The sequence below is a fragment of the Lutibacter holmesii genome (genome assembly GCF_042679665.1).
Lineage (GTDB): Bacteria > Bacteroidota > Bacteroidia > Flavobacteriales > Flavobacteriaceae > Lutibacter > Lutibacter holmesii.
In genome coordinates, this window is sequence record NZ_JBHTMV010000009.1 from 222,257 (window position 1) to 242,502 (window position 20,246).

The following is a 20,246-nucleotide window of genomic DNA, read 5'->3' on the forward strand; positions in this document are numbered from 1 at the left end:
TTTTAGATTAAAGATACACTAATGGCAATAACACCAACAATAAAGCAATATAACGAGAAGTACCAAAGTTTACTTTTTTTCACCAAAGAAATCATCCATTTACAAGCAAATAACCCTGCAACAAATGCCGCTATAAACCCTGCTCCAAAAGTTAAAATTTGATCACCTTGAAATGAAATTGAACCTCCCATTAAATCTTTTCCTATTTTTCCAAAAATTAATGGAACCACCATTAAAAATGAAAAACGAGCAGCTCTTGTTCTATCTATTCCAAGTAATACCGAAGTTGAAATGGTAGCTCCTGAACGAGATATTCCTGGCATCATCGCTAATGCTTGTGAAACTCCAATTATTATTGCACTAAAAAAAGTAACTTTTTTATCTGTGTTTTTTGCTCTATCAGCAAAAAGCAACAATAATGCCGTTATAATAAGCATAAAACCAACCAACACTATTTGCCCTCCAAAAAAGGATTCTAACTCTTCTTCAAAAAATAAACCAATAAAAACTGCTGGTATCATTGATGCAATAATTTTTAAAGAAAACTTTAACTCATCATTCCATTTAAATTGAAACAATCCTTTAAATATTTCGGCAATTTCTTTTCTAAAAATAACCATTGTACTTAAAGCTGTAGCAAAGTGCAACACTACTGTAAAAGTTAAACTATCTTCAGGTAAAGAATTGTCTCCTAAAATAACTTTTGCTAATTCTAAATGGCCACTTGATGACACCGGTAAAAACTCAGTTAAACCCTGAATAATTCCTAAAATTATTGCTTCTATTAAATTCATGCTTATTTATTTGGTTTCGCCATAATGGCGTAAATTTCAATTGCCAATCCAATTATAACCAAAGTAGGTGCTAACCTTATTCGTCTAAAGTTATAAATTTCTTCATTAAAAACAGCTGGATCTTCACTTCCACCACCTGCCATTAGTATAAATCCTAAGGCAATAACAGCAATTCCAATAAGCATAATTATATAATTCTTTTTTGCAAAAAGAAATACACCCTTATTTTCTTGTTTTTTCTTATTCATATTTTTAATAATATAGTTCGTCTGTTCTTAAATTTAAAAAACGTTGGGTTGCAAAAAACGTACTTAACCAAGTTATTAAGATACCTATTGCAATAATACCAGCAAATAACACTCCTAAGATTTTAAAATCTGTTAATAATTCAATTTCAGGAATCATTTTATTTACGTACACAATAAAAATAACCAACCCAACAATGGCAACTAAAGCTCCAATAACACCTAACTGTACACTTCTCCAAATAAAAGGAACTCTAATAAAGCGTTTTGTGGCGCCTACCATTTGCATGGTTTTAATGGTAAACCTTTTGGAATAAACGGAAAGACGAATTGAGCTATTTATTAACACAACCGCTATTACGGTAAATAAAGCACTGAATAGCAATATCCAAAAACTTAGTTTATTTATGTTTTTTGACAATAATTCTATCAAAGGTTTGTCGTAAATTACTTCAGCAACAATACTTCTAATTACTAAATTCTTTTCTATTTCAGCCATTTTTTCTGGCGTAACAAATTCAGATTTTAATGAAATATCAATGGCATTTTTTAAAGGGTTTTCTCCAAGAAATTCTAAAAAATTCTCGCCAATATCTTCACTATACTTTTTAGCAGCTTCATCTTTTGAAATATAAGTGATGTTTTTTGTATAATCTGCTTTCTTTAATTCGGCTTGTAAAATTTTAACATCTGAATTTTTAGCGTTGTCTTTCAAAAAAATAGTCATTGCTACTTGCTCTTTGAAATGCTTTGCTATACTATTAGTTTTCAATACAATAAGACCTAATAAACCTACCAAAAACAACACTAAAGCAATACTAATTACAACTGAGAAGTAGGAAGATCGCAATCTTCTTTTTTGATATGTTTCAAATGATTTATTCAAAAGTAAAATTTATTTTAAGTACTTGCAATATACAAATTGTTGCCGAATGGTTTAATTGTTTAATTATGAATTTATTCAAATTCATTTTAAGTGTACTTATTAAGTATTAATTTCCAAAATAACTATAGATTTATTAAAAAAACCGAACACCATAAGTGTCCGGTTTTAGTTTAAATAAAATATTGGCTATTAAATTTTATTTACAATTTTATTAATTTAAGATATTTCCAAATTTTAAACCAAAATATACAGTTCTTGGTGTCATAGGCCCGTACACATATGCCGGATCTCTATCAATACCTGAATCAAAATCATCTTGATATGAATTAAATATATTTTTAATTCCTCCAGATAGTTCTAAATTATTTTTAGCAATTTTTATTGTTTTAGTAATTTTTAAACCTACATCAAAGAAAGTATCTGATTCTCTAAGCTCACCTTCTTCAGGGTTATCAATGGTTGTTCCAAAATATGGCACTAACATTTTTCCTGTATAATTACCAGTTGCTATAAAACACCAACTATCTGATGCTTCCCAATCAATTGTGAAAAAACCATATGAATCTGGAGTTCTAAAAAAGCTTTTTTCGTCAAATTCTTGAGCCTCTTCATACTTACTTTCTTGTACAGTAAAACCTGCTTTTAATTTTAAACTTGCCATAGGCACATAATTTAACTCTAAATTTATTCCTTGCACAAAAGCTCCATCTTCAGCATTTACACGTGTATAAGTTACAGTACCATTCTCATCAGGTGCAGAATACTCATTGGTAAACGGGTTGTTTAATTTTGTATGAAACCCTTCAACTAAAATACCAAAGCTAGAAGCGCCGTATGACCTGCTATAATCAAAAGAAGCCATAAAACTATCACTTGTTTCTTGCTGTAAATTAGGGTCATTTACATGAATTACTTTTCTTGAACCAGATGATTCTATATGTAAATCTTCATCAAAAATTTGAGGTGCTCTATAACCTGCTGAATAACTTAGCCTCGCTTGAAAATCTGGCAAAATATCATATAAAACATTTACTCTTGGGCTAAACACATTTCCTGTTTTTTTCTCGGCATCACTTTCTTCATTTTCAATTGAATAACTATCTAACCTCGCACCCAAAGACAACTTTAATTTGTTGATTCTCAAATCGTACTGAGAAAACAACCCAAAAGTATTCATTTTTTGATTAGAAATTATGGTAGTGTTAGTATGCGGAATTGAAACAATCTCATTGTCAACAATTACAGCGTTATCAATATCTAAATAACCTAACTTTTTATCTTTTAAAGTTGAATACGTATCTTCAATTCCAACAACTAAATCAGAAGTTTTGAATTTAGCATTGTATTGTACACCAGTATTTAACGTAAAGTCTTTTGTGTTTCCATAATCGCTTAACGATTGTTCGGCTCCATAATACGAATCACGATTAATTTTTTGAGCAGCTACAAAAACTGACAACAAATCATTTTCTCTATAATATTGTTCAAATGTTAAGGCTGCTGTTGTTAAATCATGCTCAACTGCTTCAGAAATATCTGCTTCATGGTTTGGTAAATCAAATTTATTTCCTCCTCTTCTTTCTTCATTTATATGAAAAAAGTCTAATGAAACTTTTGCTCTTGTTCCTAATTTATGAAACAATCTAGAACCTAAAGTAATATTTTTAAGCAACGCTATTTCAGAAAAAGAATCTCCATTTGCATCAAATGGCTTTCTATTTCTATTAAAACCATAAAAAGAAACACCACTTTGTTGCTCACTACCAACAACTGTTGCATTAAAATTTAATGAATAATCAGTTGCTGGAGAATCTGAACCATCAACTCCAACACCAATAAAAGAATTATTTACACCCAATTCAAATGAATTTTGAATTGGATCTTTTAATAGAATGTTAACGGTACCTGCAACTGCGTTTCCACCGTATAAAGCTGAACCACCTCCACGAATAACTTCAACTTTTTCAATCATATTTGAAGGGATCAATTCCAATCCGTACACACCTGCTAAACCACTAAAAATTGGTCTACTGTTAATTAATATTTGTGAATATGGACCTTCCAATCCGTTCATTCTAACTTGACTAAAACCACAATTTTGACAGTCGTTTTCCATTCTTAACCCTGAAATAAAATTTAGCCCTTCACTTAAGGTTACCGATTGGGTAGCTTGAAAAATTTCACTACTAATTACATTTACAATACTTGGAGCTTTTTTACGCGTTGTTCTATATCTATTTCCTGTAACAATTACTTCTTCTAAACCTAGAACATCAGGCTCCAACTCAATGTTCATTTTTTTGTTTTCATTGTCTTGTAACTCAATATGCTCTTCAAAAGGCTTAAAACCTACATACTGTACCTGAACGGTATAAAAACCAGGCGCTAAATTTGTAAGATTAAATTCAGCATTATCATCTGTTGAAGCTCCTATGGTTGTACCTTTTAAAAAGATAGAAACATATGGTATTCCACTTCCTTTACTTGTTATTTTTCCTGAAACACTTGCACTTTTACTACTATCTTGTGCACTAATAGAATGACTAATAAGCACTGCGCTTATTAGGATAATTATAATTTTCTTCATTATTTTTTTTAAATAGTTAATTTGATTTTCTCTGCTAATAACTATTTAAAATTGGGGGAGATTTATTTTGTTTGTAATAAAAATAGAACTGTTTTATTATTGATTTTAGTATATAAATTATCTTATATACTTTAATAAAAACAACAAAAGCAAACAGCACAAAACTTAATGTAAATACATCAAATGCACTTAACATTAAATACTCTAAAGAAGTATGTTTATGTGATTTAAAAGGATCATGATCATTTTGCTGATCAAAAGGATGAGAGTGTGTAACAATTTCACCGGTTGCAAGCTTATGAGAATGAGTGTATAAACTTTTGTTAACTATATTCAATAGAAAAATACTTAAGCTTATTAAGCTTAAAAATTTTACAACAAAGTTGTTTCTAAAGAATTTCATTGATAGTTGTTTGTTTTATGACGGCAAACTTAGAATGATTCTAAATAACATGCAAGCTTATTTAGAATAATTTTAAATAACACTGACATTTATCATAAAAAAAGCCGAACAACAAGGTTGCTCGGCTTAAAATATTCTTTTGAAACTACTACAATTCCAATGCTTTTTTAGGGTTATTGTCCATTAAAAATTCAGTTGGATTTTCTAAAGCTTCTTTAACAGCAACTAAAAAACCAACAGATTCACGTCCATCAATAATACGATGATCATAAGATAAAGCAACATACATAATAGGTCTAATCACCACTTCACCATTTACCGCCATAGGTCTTTCAACAATATTATGCATTCCTAAAATTCCACTTTGTGGAGGGTTAATAATTGGTGTAGATAACATAGATCCAAATACACCTCCATTGGTAATTGTAAATGTACCACCTGTCATTTCATCAACAGTAATTTGTCCGTCACGCGCTCTTATAGCCAAACGTTTCACTTCACTTTCAACACCTCTAAAAGACAAATTTTCAGCATTTCTTATTACAGGAACCATTAATCCTTTAGGACCCGAAACTGCAATTGAAATATCTTGAAAATCGTGTGAAATTTTATAATCTCCATCCATCATTGAATTCACATCAGGAAACAATTTTAACGCACGTACAACCGCCAAAGTAAAGAAACTCATAAATCCTAACCCAACTCCATGTTTGGCTTTAAATTCCTCTTTAAATTCTTTTCTTAAATCAAAAATTGGCTGCATATCAACTTCATTAAATGTAGTTAACATAGCTGTTTCATTTTTAACTGAAACTAAACGCTGCGCTACTTTTCTACGAAGCATAGATAATTTAGTTTTTTCAGAACTACGAGAACCACCTGTTGGAGTTCCCATACTTGGTGTAGCATTTACGGCATCATCTTTTGTAATTCTACCGTCGCGTCCTGTACCTTTTACAGTTGAAGGAGCAATATTTTTTTCATCTAAAATCTTTTTAGCTGCAGGTGAAGCGGCTCCACTTGCGTATGTAGTTTTAGCAGCAGCAGGCTTTTCCTCTACCTTAGGCGCATCAACAACTACAGCAGGTTTTTCAACAGTTCCTTCTGGTTTTTTAGCGTCCATATCAATTAAACACACTACTGATCCTACTTCAACAGCATCGCCTTCCTCAGCTTTTAAGGTAATAATTCCGCTCTCTTCAGCTGGTAATTCAAGTGTTGCTTTGTCTGAATCAACTTCGGCAATTGGTTGATCTTTTTCAACATAATCACCATCTTCAACTAGCCACGCTGCAATTTCTACTTCTGTGATAGATTCTCCCGGAGAGGGAACTTTCATTTCTAAAATCATCTTTTTAATTTTATTTTAAATTTGAAATTCTGTATGAAATGTACAATTTTTTTCTTGTTATTTCTTCAAACAGAAAAACATTTTATTAGTTAGTTAGTTTCAAATACGTCATCAATAATTCGTTGGTGTCTTACTTTAAATCTGGCAGAAGAACCAGCGGCTGGAACTGCATGAAATGGTTGTGATGCCACTTCTAAGTGTACCAATCTAAAGCGTTGCAACATATAGCTCCAAGCACCCATATTTTGAGGCTCTTCTTGTGCCCAAACATATTTTTCAATAGCTGGATACCTGTTTATCACCTCTTGTAATTTTTCTAAATGTAATGGAAATAATTGCTCAATTCTCACCAATGCAATATCATCTCTTTCTAATTTGGTACGTTCCGCTAATAAATCGTAATAGAATTTACCTGTACAAAATACCAATTTCTTAACATTTTTAGGATTTATGGTATCATCAATCACTTCTTCAAATTTCCCATTTTCAAATTCATCTAATGAAGAAACAGCCAATGGATGACGTAATAAACTTTTAGGTGTAAATACAATTAGCGGTTTTCTATAATCACGCAACATTTGTCTTCGTAATATGTGAAAAAAGTTAGCTGGTGTAGTACAATCTGCAACAATCATATTATCATTAGCACACAATTGTAAGTAGCGTTCCATTCTTGCTGAAGAATGTTCAGAACCTTGTCCTTCATAACCGTGTGGTAGTAAAATAACAATTCCGTTTTGTAATTTCCATTTAGATTCTGCAGCAGATAAATATTGGTCGAAAACAATTTGAGCTCCGTTACTAAAATCACCAAATTGAGCCTCCCAAATAGTTAATGCATTTGGGTGCGCCATTGCGTAACCATAATCAAATCCTAAAACACCATATTCTGATAAAAGTGAATTGTAAATAGACATTTCACCTTTTCTGTTTGGCAATGTATTTAAAAGATTAATTCTATCTTCAGAAATCTCATCTCTTAAAATAGCGTGTCTATGACTAAAAGTTCCTCGCTCTACATCTTGTCCTGAAATGCGCACATCAAAACCATCTTCTAATAAACTTCCGTAGGCCAATGTTTCAGCCATTCCCCAGTCAATTTTATCGGTATCAAAAACCATCTTTCTTCGATCGTTTAAAATACGCTCAGCTTTTCGTAAAAACTTAACACCATCAGGAACTGTAGATACAACTTGTGCAATTCCTTTTAATTTATCTTTTGAATATCCTGTTTCTTCTGAAACTAGCATTGCATCTACTTTACGGCGAGTAAATTCTTGCCAAGTATCTTGCATGAATTCACGAACCTTTGATGTTTGAACTTCTTTAGAGTATTGATATTCTTCTTCTAACAAATCTTTAAATTCAACAATAATTTCATTTAAATAATTTGAATCAATACTTCCTTCAGCAATTAACTTTTGAGCATAAATATCACGCGGATTAGAATGCTTTGCTATTGCTTTGTATAATTTTGGTTGTGTAAAACGTGGTTCATCACCTTCATTATGCCCATATTTTCTATAACCACATAAATCAATAAAAATATCACGTTTAAACGTCATTCTAAAATCTAGTGCCATTTCTATGGCATGAACCACAGCTTCAACATCATCAGCATTTACGTGTAATACAGGTGAAAGTGTTACTTTAGCAACATCTGTACAATAAGTACTTGAACGAGCATCTAAATAATTGGTAGTAAAACCAATTTGGTTATTCACAACTATATGAATGGTTCCTCCGGTTGAATATCCTTTAAGCATACTCATTTGAGTAACCTCATACACTACACCTTGTCCTGCTATTGCAGCATCACCGTGCACAATAATTGGTAATAATTTAGAATCATCTCCGTTGTAATCGCTATCTATTTTTGCACGAGCAATACCTTCAACAATTGGCCCTACCGTTTCTAAATGCGAAGGGTTAGGCACCAAATTCATTTTTAACTCTTTATTGTTTTTTAAGGTTTTTGAAGTTGTTAAACCTAAATGGTATTTTACATCACCATCAATAGCTAAATCTTCAAAATCTTTACCTTCAAACTCGCTAAAAACATCACGAATTGGTTTTCTAAAAATATTTGTAAGTGTATTTAAACGACCTCTATGCGCCATTCCCAATACAAATTCATCAACATCATATAGCTCTGCAGCGTTTCTTACTACCGAACTAATAGCCGGAATTAAGGTTTCACCACCTTCTAATGAAAACCTTTTTTGCCCAACATACTTTGTTTGCAAAAAGCTTTCAAAAGTTACTGCTTGATTTAATTTTTTAAGAATGTATTTTTTTGAATCAACTGAATAATTTGGATGATTGGAATTTCTATTCAATTGTTTTTGAAACCATTTAATTTCTTTAGGGTTTCTAATATACATATATTCAACACCAATAGAATCGCAATAAACGGTTTTAAGGTGCTCAATAATTACTTTAAGGGTATTTTTACCACACCCAATTAATCCTCCCGCATCAAAAACCGTATCTAAATCGTTTTCGGAAAGTCCGAAATTTTCGATATCTAAAGTAGGTGAATACTGACGGCGCGTACGAACCGGATTTGTTTTGGTAAACAAGTGTCCCCTAGTTCTATACCCGTTAATAAGGTCAATTACTTTAAATTCTTTTGTTACGCTTTCAGGAACCTGAATTGTAGCGGTTTCCTCTTCCTCATCGGTGAGAGAATATTTTTCGTTTGCAAAATCGTATCCCTGAAAAAAGCTTCTCCAACTTGGTTCAACGGCATCGGGATTTATTAAATATTGATCATATAAATCGGCTATAAAACCACTATGAGCAGCATTTAAAAATGAAAATTTATCCATATTTTGTTCGTAGTCAATGTTTAGTTACCTCACAAAAATACAATTTTTACCAAAACCACCATTTTAATTGTATTTTTTTTAAAATTATTATCTATTCAATAAATTTAGACTCGGTACGGTGAAAAAGTATCAGTTTAGCCTCTTTTATTTATCAAAAAATGACAAACATGTAAAAAAAACCTGCTCCTCTTTAAAACACATTACAATTTAATTTACAGTTAGTTACCAACAAGCCAATAAAAAAACAATTAAAAAAGTAATATTTTCTTTAAAAAAAACTTGCAAAAAGAAGAAAAGCTTGTATATTTGCACTCGCAAAAGCGAAAATTCCTCCTTAGCTCAGTTGGTTAGAGCATCTGACTGTTAATCAGAGGGTCCTTGGTTCGAGCCCAAGAGGAGGAGCAAATTAAGAGTTACAGAAATGTAACTCTTTTTTGTTTTTATACAGTTTCTAATTTTAAAAGAAACAATTCCCCTCACCAACTTAACAAACTACTAAACAATAAGTTAATTTTAAAAAAACTACAACAAACATTTATTTCTCATAAAAAAATTTACTATCTTTAAAAGCAGGTTATTTTTTTCCTGCAATCTTTTTCATAGCAATTTTACCACCTCCATTCTTGGGGGTGGTTTTATTTTTAAAAATAAGTACTCAAAAAACACTTCAATAATTTCTACATTATTTTTGTGACCAAATTAAAAACCACGTGTCATATAATTGAAGATTAAAAAAATAATTAAAATAATTATGGCAAAATTTGAAATTTACACAGATAAAGGAGGAGAATTTAGATTTAGATTAAAAGCAAATAACGGACAACCGATTTTAGCAAGTGAAGGATATAAAGCAAAATCAAGCTGTACGAATGGAATAGAATCTGTAAGAAAAAATTCTGCAGACGATAGTAAGTTTGAGCGTTTAGAAGCTAAGAATGGTAAATTTTATTTCAACTTAAAAGCTACTAACGGTCAAACAATAGGAGCGAGTCAAATGTACACTTCAAAAAAAGGAATGGAAAACGGTATTGCTTCCGTTAGAAAAAATGCATCAAAAGCTGTTGTTTTGGAACTTTTTGAAACAGCTTAATAGTTAATTTATTTGAGTTAAAAAAAAGAGCTACAATTTAATGTAGCTCTTTTTTTTGCGTTTATTTAAATAATTTTATTTGTGTAACATTGCTTTCATTCTAACTTCTCCTGCGCGTAAATACTTTACTAAATAGGTTTCTCCTTTTTTAAAAGTTGACATTTTATTGCGTAACATTTTCATTCCTTCTGAAGAATTTAATTGAATACCTGCAACTTCTAAAATAACATCTCCTCCAATTAACATTTCTTGCCCTTCAATAACAGCTTTCATATAACCACCTCTTAAGCCCATTTTACTTCCTAATCCTTTAGAGGTAACAGATAGCACCAACAAACCAGCTTCTTGAGGTAAATTAAACACTTCTGCCAATTCATCACTTAAAATTAAAAATTCCATACCAGTCCATAAATTTGGCTGATCCATCAATACTTTTTTGGCTATGTTTGAAGTTGTTCCAAAACCTAAACCTGCAGAACTACCAGATTGCGATAAAATAAAACTTGCAATCCCTATTACTTCACCTTTCATATTAAACATTGGACCTCCAGAATTTCCCTGATTAATTGCTGCATCAGTTTGTAAATATTCAACTTGAGCAAAATCGTTCCCAATTTTTTCTGGCGAAATTCTTCCACTAATAATTCCTTTTGTTAAAGTTTGTTCAACACCTAACGGTGCGCCAATAACAAAAATATCTTCACCAATAGACATTTCATCTGAGTTTCCAATAACAGCAATATGCTTTTTATTTAGCTGAAAATCTCCTAGAACTTTTATTAAAGCAACATCTGCTAACGGATTAGAGCTTAACACTTCAGCCTCATAAATATCACCATCGGTGAATTTAACTGCTACTTTATCTGCTGAATGCACTACGTGTGAAGCTGTCCAAATCAATCCGTCATCTGAAATTAAAACTCCAGATCCCAAACCACCTTCTGTAGAAACTTTTTGCTTATCTCCTTTTCCAGCACTTACATTATTCACTGTTTTTATAACAACAATTGAAGAATTTACTTTTTTATAAAGACTTGGTAAATTTTGAGCAAATGACGCTATTGACACCACTAAAATAAGACAAAGGCTTACTATTTTTTTTATCATAATTTAAAATATTAGGGCATTACACCTTTTATAGAATTGAAAAAACTCAACTTCTTTAGAAATTCAAATTAACAATTAATATTTGCTATTAAAAAATTTCTTTTAACCTCGTAAATTTACAGTTCTTCATTTTGAATTTTAAGCGCAATTTCTTGAACTTCATCTAAAACTCTAAATAAATTTCCGCCCCATAATTTTTCTATCTCATCTTCAGTATATCCACGTTTCACAAGTTCAATTGTTACATTCATAGTTTCTGAAGCATCATCCCAACCTTTAACACCTCCACCTCCATCAAAATCAGAGCTTATTCCTACGTGATCAATTCCAATTTTCTCAACTAAATAATCTATATGATTTACAAAATCTGCCACATTTACACGTTCGGCAATTTTTTCAATTTCAGCCATTTTAGGTTTTGCTAATTTTACAACTTCCATATACTTATTTAAATAAGCTTCTTTGGCTTCTTTAGACAACAATCCATAATCTTTCCAAGTTATTAACTCAACTCCTAGTTCGCTTGCTACTTCTTCTAACACACTTTTTGAAGCTTCAGTAAATTTGGTGCTTTTTTCAGTATTTACATATGAACTAAATGCTACTGTTTGAACAACACCTCCATTTTGCTTCATCCACATTAATTGCTCATCATCTAAATTTCTACTGTGGTTACACAAAGCTCTTGCTGATGAATGCGATGCTATGATTGGCGCTTTAGACAATTCAATCATATCACGTATTGCCTCTTTTGAAGGGTGAGAAACATCAATCATCATTCCCCATTTATTCATTTCAACAATCACTTCTTTTCCCAATTCACTAACGCCATTATGCAACCATTCATTTTCTTTCTCGCCAGTGTTTGAATCGCACAACTGACTGTGCCCGTTATGAGATAACGACATATATCTTGCTCCTAAATCGTAAAATTCTTTTACTCTACTAACTTCTTTTCCTATTGGATACCCGTTTTCAACTCCAATCATAGCTACTTTTTTTCCTTTGGAATTAATTTCAATAGCTTCTGCCGGTGTTGTTGCCAATTCAATTTCATTAGGTGCAATCTCTTCAGTTAACTTATGAATAGCTTTAAAAGAGCTAATCGCATCAAGGTAAGCTTCATCAAAACCTTCGTTGGTAAGTTCTCCTTGTCCTGTGTATACTACAAACCACGAAACATCCAAACCACCTTTTTTCATTTTAGGTAAATTCACCTGATTATCAAGTTCTTGCGTGTAATTTAAAGAATCTGTAAAGTTTTTAACATTAATATCATTATGCGTATCTACAGTTAATACTCTTTTATGAATTGCCAATGCTTTTTCAATAATTTCAGCTTCAGATAACTCAGTTGATTTCTTGCTAGCTGTTTCAGTTTTACACGATAAAGTAACCACTAAAACTAAAAAAATAAGGTTGATTTTTTTCATACTATGAATTTTTTATTAGAATTTTAAATGTACAAAACTTTATGAAAGTATTGTAGTAAGTTTACAACTCAATAAACATAGCACAAAATGGGACAAGAAATAGAACGTAAATTTTTAGTGAAAGTAGATTTTAAAAGTAAGGCTACACAGCATTTTCATATTTCACAAGGATTTTTATCTACAGTTCCTGAAAGAACTGTTCGTGTACGATTAAAAGATGAAACGGGATTTATTACTGTTAAAGGAATTGGAAATGCATCTGGAACCACAAGGTTTGAATGGGAAAAAGAAATTTCAAAAGAAGAAGCCATACAATTATTAGCCATTTGTGAACCTACCATTATTGAAAAAAATAGATACATAATTCCAACAAATAACAACCTGTTTTTTGAAGTTGATGAGTTTTTAGGCGATAACAAAGGTTTACTAATTGCCGAAATAGAATTACCAAAAGAAAATACTTTTTTTGAAAAACCTAATTGGTTAGGAGATGAAGTTACAGGCCAAAGCAAGTATTACAATTCAGCATTATCAAAAAAACCATACAGCAAATGGTAAATATTAAGTATATTGCTACCAACAAAATTTAAATAAATGTTAGAATTTGCTGCCATTATAATTTTAGGAGTTATTGCTTATTGGGCTGCTTGGAAGTTTAAAATTCCAGCAATTTTGCCATTAATTTTAATTGGTTTATTAGTTGGTCCTATTTCTACTTTTATAACTGCAGATGGCAAACAATGGATTCAACCTGTATGGAACGGAACGGAAGGTTTATTTCCTGGTGAACGCTTATTTAACTTTGTTTCTTTAGCTATTAGTATTATTCTTTTTGAAGGCGGACTAACCCTTAAAAGAGACGAAGTTTTAAATGTTGGACCTGTAATTGGTAAACTAATAACTCTAGGTTCAGTTGTTACTTTTTTTGGAGCAGGTATTGCTGCACATTTTATCTTTCACTTAAGCTGGGATATTTCATTCCTATTTTCAGCATTAATAATTGTTACAGGACCAACAGTAATAGGTCCTATTTTACGAAACATTCCCTTAAAAAAAGATGTATCGGCAGTATTAAAATGGGAAGGGATTTTAATTGACCCAATTGGTGCATTAGTAGCGGTTTTGGTTTTTGAATTTATTAGTATTGGTCACGGATATAATTATACAAAAGAAGCTTTAGTTGAATTTGCCAAAATTGTAATTATTGGTATTTCCTTAGGTTTTACAGCTGCTTACGGACTTTATTACTCATTAAAACTAAAACTAATTCCACATTACTTATTAAACGTTATTACCTTAGCAAGTGTTCTTTTTGTATTTGTTTTGTCTGATTTATTTGCCCACGAATCTGGTTTACTAGCGGTAGTAATTATGGGAATGGTATTAGGAAATATGAAAGTAGCAGAACTTAAAGAAATTCTATATTTTAAAGAGTCTTTAAGCATTTTATTAATTTCAATATTATTTATTTTACTAGCTGCCAATATTAGCATAGACGATATTATGCTACTTTACAGATGGGAAACTCTTGAACTATTTGCCATTGTAGTTTTTATTTTAAGACCCATTGGCGTATTTTTAAGCACCTCAGGCTCTAGTTTAAAATTCAACGAAAAAATATTTATAAGCTGGGTTGGACCTAGAGGAATTGTTGCTGCAGGAATCGCTTCGCTATTTGGTTTAAAATTAGAAATGCAAGGCGAGCCAGGTGCCGAATATATTACTCCATTAGTTTTTATGATTGTACTTGGAACGGTACTATTAAACGCTACAACCGCACGATTTTTCTCAAAATTAGTAGGTGTTTTCTTAAAAAATTCTGATGGAATTATGATTATTGGGGCCTCAAATTTCTCAAGATTAATTGCAAGCTACTTACAAAAAAATGGAAGAAGAGTTGTTTTAATTGACAATAATGTTAAACATATTGAAAAAGCTAAAGCTTTAGGTTTAGAAGTATTTCAGGCTGATATTTATGCTGACGAACTCTTAAGAAATGTTGAATTTAACGATATTGGTTATTTACTTGCCTTAACCGGTGGTGGCGCCGTAAATGAATATGCTATTGAAAAATTTGCGCCAGACTTTGGTGAAAATGGCGCTTTTAGAATTATTACTACTGAAGAATTATTGTCAGGCGAAGTGAAAAACAAAAAACAACTATTTACACATAAAGATGACTTTTTAAATTTAGGTGAAATAGTACGTGATTTCCCACTGGTAAATGAAGTTCAAGTAGATTCTAAAGAGCACTATTTAAAATTAATGGATGAAATTAATGGAGAACACCAATCTTCTCCAATGTTTTTAAAAGACAACAAAGGTGTTATTCATATTATATCTTCACTTGATGAAAACTTTAAAATTGAAAAAGGGAATACATTAAGTTATGTTGGTAAAACAATTATTTAAGAAACTTTATTTTCTCTCAACATAAATTATTTCTAAAACTGAAGGTTGTTCTTAGTATCTTTAAATTTTAAAATTCCTTTTAAAGAAGCCAAAAAATGAGTACTAAAAAACACACACCAACATTAATAAGATGGGGAATTATTGGTTGCGGAAATGTAACTGAAGTTAAAAGCGGCCCGCCATATTACCTTGTTAAAGGCTTTAATCTTGTGGCTGTAATGCGAAGAGATTTGGAAAAAGCCAAGAATTTTGCACAAAGACATCAAATTCAAAAATACTACTCAAATGCAGATGAACTAATTCATGACAATGAAGTAGATGCTATTTATATTGCAACACCACCAGACACACATAAATATTATGCTTTAAAGGTAGCAGAAGCCAAAAAACCTTGTTGTATTGAAAAACCACTAACTCCAAATTACAACGATAGTTTAACAATTTACAACACCTTTAAAAAATTAAATATTCCTTTATTTGTTGCTTATTACAGAAGATCTCTTCCAAGATTTACACGCATAAAAAAATGGCTAACAGCAAATAAAATTGGAACAGTACGTCACATAAATTGGCATTTAAGTAAAAATGCAAGCGAACAAGATATTTCTAAAAAGTACAACTGGCGCACAGACGCTACTATTGCTCCTGCAGGTTATTTTGATGACTTGGCAAGTCACGGTATAGATTTATTTACATATTTGTTAGGTAACATTAAAGAAGCCAAAGGCATTAGTTTAAATCAACAAAAACTGTACTCTGCAAAAGATGCAATTACCGCTTGTTGGGTACATGAAAATGGTATTACTGGTGCTGGAAGTTGGAATTTTGGATGTAATACAAGAGAAGATACAGTAGAAATTTTTGGAAGTAAAGGCAAAATTTGTTTTTCTGTTTTTGATAAAAATCCAATTATTTTAAAAAATGAGTTTGAAAATGAAAGCCTTATTATTGAACACCCAAAACACGTTCAATTTTTTCATGTAGAAAACATGAGAGATCATCTTTTTGGTAAAAGTATACATCCTTCATTAGGAAAATCGGCTTTGCACACAAGTTGGGTAATGGACAAAATATTAGGAACTATTTAATATTTCAATGGATTTATTCAATACAAATAGCCTTCAAAATAAATTACCTTTTGATGGTGAAGTAATTCATTACGGTTCATTACTAAACAAAAAAGATTGCAACCACTATTTTAACCATTTTTTGAAAGCTGATTTTTGGAAAAACGACGAACTCATAGTTTTTGGAAAACACATTATTACCTCAAGAAAAATTGCCTGGTTTGGTGATCATAATTTTGAATACAAGTACTCTGGATCCAAAAAAGTTGCATTGAATTGGACACCACAATTATTAGTTCTTAAAAATTTAATTGAAGAAAAAACAGGTGAAAAATTCAACTCTTGCTTGTTAAATTTATACCACAATGGTGAAGAAGGATTAGGTTGGCATACTGATGATGAAAAAGAGTTAGGCGAAACTCCTGCAATAGCTTCCTTAAGTTTTGGTTCAACCAGAAAATTTTCTTTAAAACATATAAAAACCAAGCAAAAAATTGATTTATTTTTAGAAACAGGTGATTTATTGGTTATGAAAGGTACCACACAAAAACATTGGTTACACGGTGTTCCAAAAAGTAAAAAGGTACTAAAGCCAAGAATAAACTTAACGTTTAGAAATTTTAAACCTTTATCTTAATTTGCGTAATTCCAGTAATGCGGATTGGTATCATCAGTTTTTTGATTCCAATAATCTTGTGTTACTTTTCTACCATCTAATGTTTTTAGCTTGCGTTCAAACACCCAAATAGTTGGGTTAAAAACCATATCAGTAACAGCAACTGTGTATAATTGTGGTTCTTCTTCCGTTTTACGTTTTTCTTCTTGAATAATTACTTCAAAACCATTGTGCTCTAATAATTTTTGAAGAAAATCTTTACGGCTTTCATCAATCTTTTTTTCAACAAAAGTAACTCTGGTATCTCCAATACTTCCAAAGGTATGTTTTCCTGCTAATGCCATAATTTTAATTTAAAACACTACTTAATTCATAAATATAATCGTACAACGGACTGTATAATCCTAACACCAAAATTCCAACAACTGTAATTAGTAATCCTAATCGCATATAAAGTTTATTCTTAAAAAATGGAATTGGATTTTCGTTCTTTCTAATAAACATTGCTCTAATAACCAATAAATAATAATACAATGAAATGGTTACGTTTACAACCGCTAAAAACACTAATAAATAATAACCTTTACTTGCAGCTGCGGTAAATAAGAAAAACTTACCAAAAAAACCAGCAACCGGCGGAATACCAGCTAACGAAAATAAAGCTAGCAACATAACCAAACTCAAATTTGGATTTGTTTGATACAAGCCATTATAATCGTCCATATTTTCTTTTCCTGTTTTTAATGAAATTGCTTGTACAACTCCAAAAGCAGCAAGGTTAGAAAATATATAAATCAGCACAAAATAAACAATAGTAGCAATACCTAATTGGGTGCCAGTAATTAACCCTAATAAAATAAAACCTGCCTGCGCAATAGATGAAAAAGCTAAAAACCGTTTCATATTTTTTTGTCGAAGCGCAAATAAATTACCTATAAACATTGTTGCCAAAGCCACCACATAAATCATATGTTCCCAAACATGCATTAAAGGTTTAAAAACACTAAACATTAAAATCATTAAAATAAAAACAGCTGCACCTTTTGAAATAACCGACAAATAAGAAGTAACTCCAATAGGTGCTCCTTCATACACATCTGCAGTCCAAAAGTGAAATGGCACTAAAGATATTTTAAATGCCAAACCGGCGAAAAATAAAACAAACCCTAAAACAGTTAAGCTATTGGCAGTAATTACGGTAATAATTTCATTAAAAAAGATTGATCCAGATGTTGCATAAACTAATGAAATACCAAACAATGAAACTCCTGAAGCCAATGCTGCCGAGAGTATTAGTTTTATACCTGCTTCACTAGAAATTCTTTTAGATACCTCAAAAGCGGCTAAAGCTGCTACTGGAAGTGTTGATAATTCTAAACCTATGTAAAAAATTAAAAAATCTCCAGAAGAAATCATAAAATACATTCCTATTAATGACGAGAATAACAAAATGAAAAATTCTGTTCCTCTATTTTGTGAAACAATTTTTTCTTGTATCCAATCTGCAGATTGCAACAAAATTATTAACACACCTACATTTAAAATATTTTTAAAAAAATGAATTAAATTGTTCGATTGAAAAGAACCCCCAAACAAACTGCTTTCTTCTAGTTTTAAAAATCCAACTGCTGTATGAATTGCAAACAAAAATATAGCTAAATGCACCAAACTTTCCTTTTTGTTTTTATGAATAAAAATTTCACCTACTAACAATAACAATGTTATTACAAGCAGTAAAATTTCGTATCTCATTAATAAAAAATTACTAAAATTCATTATTTTAATTTGTTTCTATTTTGATAAAAATCACTTCTACTTCCCACAGTGACCATTAAACTTCTTTCTCTACAATACTCTTTGAATAAACGGTTCTAAACTTGCTAAAATCATATCACTTAACCAAAGTGGAGCAACACCTATTGCTACAATTGGAATTAGTAATAATAAAATCCCTGTTCTTTCATACCAAGTAACTTTTGGCAAGTTTAAAAACTCTTGATTTTTTACAGGTCCCATTAACATAATTCCAACCACACGTAAAATATAAACAGCTGTTACCACAATTGCAGATACTGAAATAATGGTTGCAACTCTGTAAAACAGTCCTTCATTTTGAAATGCTCCAACAAATATGTTCATTTCAGCAACAAAACCACTAAATCCAGGTAAACCTAATGAAGCCAAACCAGCAATTACATAAACAACTGAAATAAACGGAATCACTTTTAACAAACCGCCTAATTTGGTAATATCTCTAGTGTGTGTTCTACCGTAAATCATTCCAATTAAAGCGAAAAATAATGCGGTCATAAATCCGTGCGAAAGCGATTGTAAAATGGCTCCGTTCCAAGCTGTTTTATTCAACATTAATAACGCAAATAACACCATTCCTAAGTGACTTACTGAAGAATAGGCATTTATATATTTTAAATCTGTTTGTTTTATGGCTCCAAAAGCACCATAAATTACTCCGGTTGCTGAAAGAATAATAAAAAACCAATCCCAATGCATTGCTCCTTCGGGCAATAAAAACATAGCAACTCTAAACACACCGTATCCTCCAAGTTTCATTAAAACACCTGCGTGTAACATTGAAACTGCTGTTGGTGCAGATGCATGACCATCTGGCGACCACGAATGAAAAGGAAATAACGCACCTAAAACTCCAAAGCCAATAAATGTTAAAGGGAAAAATAATTTTTGTGCTTCAAATGGAATATTTACTTGAGCAATTTCTAAAATATTAAAGGTTAAAGCGCCGCCAGTTGCATTGGAATTGAAATATATTCCTAGAATACCAACCAATAAAACTGCTGAAGCTCCCATTAACATCAATGTTAGCTTCATTGCTGAATACTCCTTTGGACCAGTTCCCCAAATACCAATTAATAAATACATAGGTATTACCGCAATTTCATAAAACACAAACATGGTGAACAAGTCTATTGAAATAAAGAACCCATAAACTCCTGTTGCCAAAACCAATAGAGAAATAAAAAATTCTTTTGGTAAATTTTCCATTTTCCAAGAAATAAAAACGCCCGCTAACACAACAATTGCAGATAATAGCAATAACGCAACCGAAATACCATCTACACCAATGGCGTAATGTATGTTGAAATGTTTAAACCAAACAACATCTTTGGCAAACACCATAATACTATCGTTTATTGCTCTTTCTTTGAAATACGCAAAAACCAAATTGATTGCCATTCCAAGTTGAATGAAGCTTCCTACCATTGAAACTATGCGCGCCTGCTTTAAACCTTTGGTAAAAACCAAGGCTACTATTGTTAACACAGGTACAGTGACAAAAAGTGATAAAATATCCATATTTTTTATTCTAAATACTTTTGAAATTACAAAAAACGTCATTCTGAACTTTTTTCAGAATCTCATCATATTGCTCTTCAATTGTTATGTG

The 20,246-nt window shown here is 31.3% G+C and carries 16 protein-coding genes and 1 tRNA gene; 6 read left to right on the forward strand and 11 right to left on the reverse strand.

The window, feature by feature from the left end; translation table 11 throughout:
- Positions 1-2 precede the first annotated feature (2 nt).
- From ACFQ5N_RS13500 to ACFQ5N_RS13525, 6 genes are all read right to left on the reverse strand, one after another.
- The gene (locus tag ACFQ5N_RS13500; protein WP_386810235.1) at positions 3-794 is read right to left on the reverse strand and encodes an undecaprenyl-diphosphate phosphatase; all 792 of its coding nucleotides are present in this window, start codon (positions 792-794) and stop codon (positions 3-5) included.
- Between the two features lie 2 nt (positions 795-796).
- On the reverse strand, positions 797-1,042 hold the full coding sequence (locus tag ACFQ5N_RS13505) for a DUF3098 domain-containing protein (RefSeq protein WP_386810236.1): 246 nt from the start codon (positions 1,040-1,042) through the stop codon (positions 797-799).
- Positions 1,043-1,046: 4 nt separating this feature from the next.
- A complete protein-coding gene (locus ACFQ5N_RS13510; RefSeq protein WP_386810237.1) occupies positions 1,047-1,925 on the reverse strand; it encodes a cell division protein FtsX in 879 nt (292 codons plus the stop codon).
- 211 nt (positions 1,926-2,136) lie between these two features.
- Positions 2,137-4,512 carry a TonB-dependent receptor gene (locus ACFQ5N_RS13515; protein WP_386810239.1) on the reverse strand — a complete coding sequence of 792 codons (2,376 nt, stop codon included), beginning with the start codon at positions 4,510-4,512 and terminating at the stop codon, positions 2,137-2,139.
- Positions 4,513-5,063: 551 nt separating this feature from the next.
- The gene (odhB, locus tag ACFQ5N_RS13520) at positions 5,064-6,266 is read right to left on the reverse strand and encodes a 2-oxoglutarate dehydrogenase complex dihydrolipoyllysine-residue succinyltransferase (protein ID WP_386810241.1); all 1,203 of its coding nucleotides are present in this window, start codon (positions 6,264-6,266) and stop codon (positions 5,064-5,066) included.
- A gap of 89 nt (positions 6,267-6,355) precedes the next feature.
- Positions 6,356-9,097 carry a 2-oxoglutarate dehydrogenase E1 component gene (locus tag ACFQ5N_RS13525; RefSeq protein WP_386810242.1) on the reverse strand — a complete coding sequence of 914 codons (2,742 nt, stop codon included), beginning with the start codon at positions 9,095-9,097 and terminating at the stop codon, positions 6,356-6,358.
- Positions 9,098-9,425: 328 nt separating this feature from the next.
- Here ACFQ5N_RS13525 and ACFQ5N_RS13530 point away from each other — a divergent pair.
- Both ACFQ5N_RS13530 and ACFQ5N_RS13535 read left to right on the forward strand, forming a co-directional pair.
- Positions 9,426-9,499: transfer RNA gene (locus ACFQ5N_RS13530), tRNA-Asn, on the forward strand.
- 349 nt (positions 9,500-9,848) lie between these two features.
- Positions 9,849-10,187 (forward strand): YegP family protein, encoded by a 339-nt coding sequence (locus ACFQ5N_RS13535; protein WP_386810243.1) that lies wholly within the window; start codon positions 9,849-9,851, stop codon positions 10,185-10,187.
- 75 nt (positions 10,188-10,262) lie between these two features.
- Here the strand turns inward: ACFQ5N_RS13535 and ACFQ5N_RS13540 are convergent, their stop codons facing one another.
- Positions 10,263-11,294: a S1C family serine protease gene (locus ACFQ5N_RS13540; RefSeq protein ID WP_386810244.1), complete on the reverse strand. Its 1,032-nt coding sequence runs from the start codon at positions 11,292-11,294 to the stop codon at positions 10,263-10,265.
- Between the two features lie 116 nt (positions 11,295-11,410).
- Positions 11,411-12,727, reverse strand: a complete 1,317-nt coding sequence (locus ACFQ5N_RS13545; protein ID WP_386810245.1) for a dipeptidase — start codon at positions 12,725-12,727, stop codon at positions 11,411-11,413.
- A gap of 87 nt (positions 12,728-12,814) precedes the next feature.
- On the opposite strand from ACFQ5N_RS13545, the gene ACFQ5N_RS13550 reads away from it, so the two are divergent.
- The 4 genes from ACFQ5N_RS13550 to ACFQ5N_RS13565 all read left to right on the forward strand — a co-directional run bounded on the left by ACFQ5N_RS13550 (position 12,815) and on the right by ACFQ5N_RS13565 (position 16,843).
- On the forward strand, positions 12,815-13,285 hold the full coding sequence (locus ACFQ5N_RS13550; protein WP_386810246.1) for a CYTH domain-containing protein: 471 nt from the start codon (positions 12,815-12,817) through the stop codon (positions 13,283-13,285).
- A gap of 36 nt (positions 13,286-13,321) precedes the next feature.
- Positions 13,322-15,139: a cation:proton antiporter gene (locus ACFQ5N_RS13555; RefSeq protein WP_386810247.1), complete on the forward strand. Its 1,818-nt coding sequence runs from the start codon at positions 13,322-13,324 to the stop codon at positions 15,137-15,139.
- A gap of 95 nt (positions 15,140-15,234) precedes the next feature.
- Positions 15,235-16,227, forward strand: coding sequence for a Gfo/Idh/MocA family protein (locus ACFQ5N_RS13560; protein WP_386810248.1), 993 nt, complete (start codon positions 15,235-15,237; stop codon positions 16,225-16,227).
- 7 nt (positions 16,228-16,234) lie between these two features.
- A complete protein-coding gene (locus tag ACFQ5N_RS13565) occupies positions 16,235-16,843 on the forward strand; it encodes an alpha-ketoglutarate-dependent dioxygenase AlkB family protein (protein WP_386810249.1) in 609 nt (202 codons plus the stop codon).
- On the opposite strand, the gene ACFQ5N_RS13570 is transcribed toward ACFQ5N_RS13565, so the two are convergent.
- The 3 genes from ACFQ5N_RS13570 to ACFQ5N_RS13580 all read right to left on the reverse strand — a co-directional run bounded on the left by ACFQ5N_RS13570 (position 16,840) and on the right by ACFQ5N_RS13580 (position 20,197).
- Complete coding sequence (locus ACFQ5N_RS13570; RefSeq protein WP_386810251.1) at positions 16,840-17,166, reverse strand: hypothetical protein; 327 nt, start codon at positions 17,164-17,166, stop codon at positions 16,840-16,842. The genes ACFQ5N_RS13565 and ACFQ5N_RS13570 overlap by 4 nt on opposite strands.
- A gap of 4 nt (positions 17,167-17,170) precedes the next feature.
- Complete coding sequence (locus ACFQ5N_RS13575; RefSeq protein WP_386810253.1) at positions 17,171-18,574, reverse strand: NADH-quinone oxidoreductase subunit N; 1,404 nt, start codon at positions 18,572-18,574, stop codon at positions 17,171-17,173.
- A gap of 93 nt (positions 18,575-18,667) precedes the next feature.
- On the reverse strand, positions 18,668-20,197 hold the full coding sequence (locus tag ACFQ5N_RS13580; protein ID WP_386810254.1) for a complex I subunit 4 family protein: 1,530 nt from the start codon (positions 20,195-20,197) through the stop codon (positions 18,668-18,670).
- Between the last annotated feature and the right edge of the window lie 49 nt (positions 20,198-20,246).

Excerpts from the sequence above, each read along its gene's own strand:
- ACFQ5N_RS13500 (WP_386810235.1), bottom strand. The coding sequence starts at position 794 with ATGAATTTAATAGAAGCAATAATTTTAGGAATTATTCAGGGTTTAACT.
- ACFQ5N_RS13505 (WP_386810236.1), bottom strand. The coding sequence starts at position 1,042 with ATGAATAAGAAAAAACAAGAAAATAAGGGTGTATTTCTTTTTGCAAAA.
- ACFQ5N_RS13515 (WP_386810239.1), bottom strand. The coding sequence starts at position 4,512 with ATGAAGAAAATTATAATTATCCTAATAAGCGCAGTGCTTATTAGTCAT.
- odhB (WP_386810241.1), bottom strand. The coding sequence starts at position 6,266 with ATGATTTTAGAAATGAAAGTTCCCTCTCCGGGAGAATCTATCACAGAA.
- ACFQ5N_RS13525 (WP_386810242.1), bottom strand. The coding sequence starts at position 9,097 with ATGGATAAATTTTCATTTTTAAATGCTGCTCATAGTGGTTTTATAGCC.
- ACFQ5N_RS13535 (WP_386810243.1), top strand. The coding sequence starts at position 9,849 with ATGGCAAAATTTGAAATTTACACAGATAAAGGAGGAGAATTTAGATTT.
- ACFQ5N_RS13540 (WP_386810244.1), bottom strand. The coding sequence starts at position 11,294 with ATGATAAAAAAAATAGTAAGCCTTTGTCTTATTTTAGTGGTGTCAATA.
- ACFQ5N_RS13545 (WP_386810245.1), bottom strand. The coding sequence starts at position 12,727 with ATGAAAAAAATCAACCTTATTTTTTTAGTTTTAGTGGTTACTTTATCG.
- ACFQ5N_RS13550 (WP_386810246.1), top strand. The coding sequence starts at position 12,815 with ATGGGACAAGAAATAGAACGTAAATTTTTAGTGAAAGTAGATTTTAAA.
- ACFQ5N_RS13555 (WP_386810247.1), top strand. The coding sequence starts at position 13,322 with ATGTTAGAATTTGCTGCCATTATAATTTTAGGAGTTATTGCTTATTGG.
- ACFQ5N_RS13560 (WP_386810248.1), top strand. The coding sequence starts at position 15,235 with ATGAGTACTAAAAAACACACACCAACATTAATAAGATGGGGAATTATT.
- ACFQ5N_RS13565 (WP_386810249.1), top strand. The coding sequence starts at position 16,235 with ATGGATTTATTCAATACAAATAGCCTTCAAAATAAATTACCTTTTGAT.
- ACFQ5N_RS13570 (WP_386810251.1), bottom strand. The coding sequence starts at position 17,166 with ATGGCATTAGCAGGAAAACATACCTTTGGAAGTATTGGAGATACCAGA.
- ACFQ5N_RS13575 (WP_386810253.1), bottom strand. The coding sequence starts at position 18,574 with ATGAGATACGAAATTTTACTGCTTGTAATAACATTGTTATTGTTAGTA.
- ACFQ5N_RS13580 (WP_386810254.1), bottom strand. The coding sequence starts at position 20,197 with ATGACGTTTTTTGTAATTTCAAAAGTATTTAGAATAAAAAATATGGAT.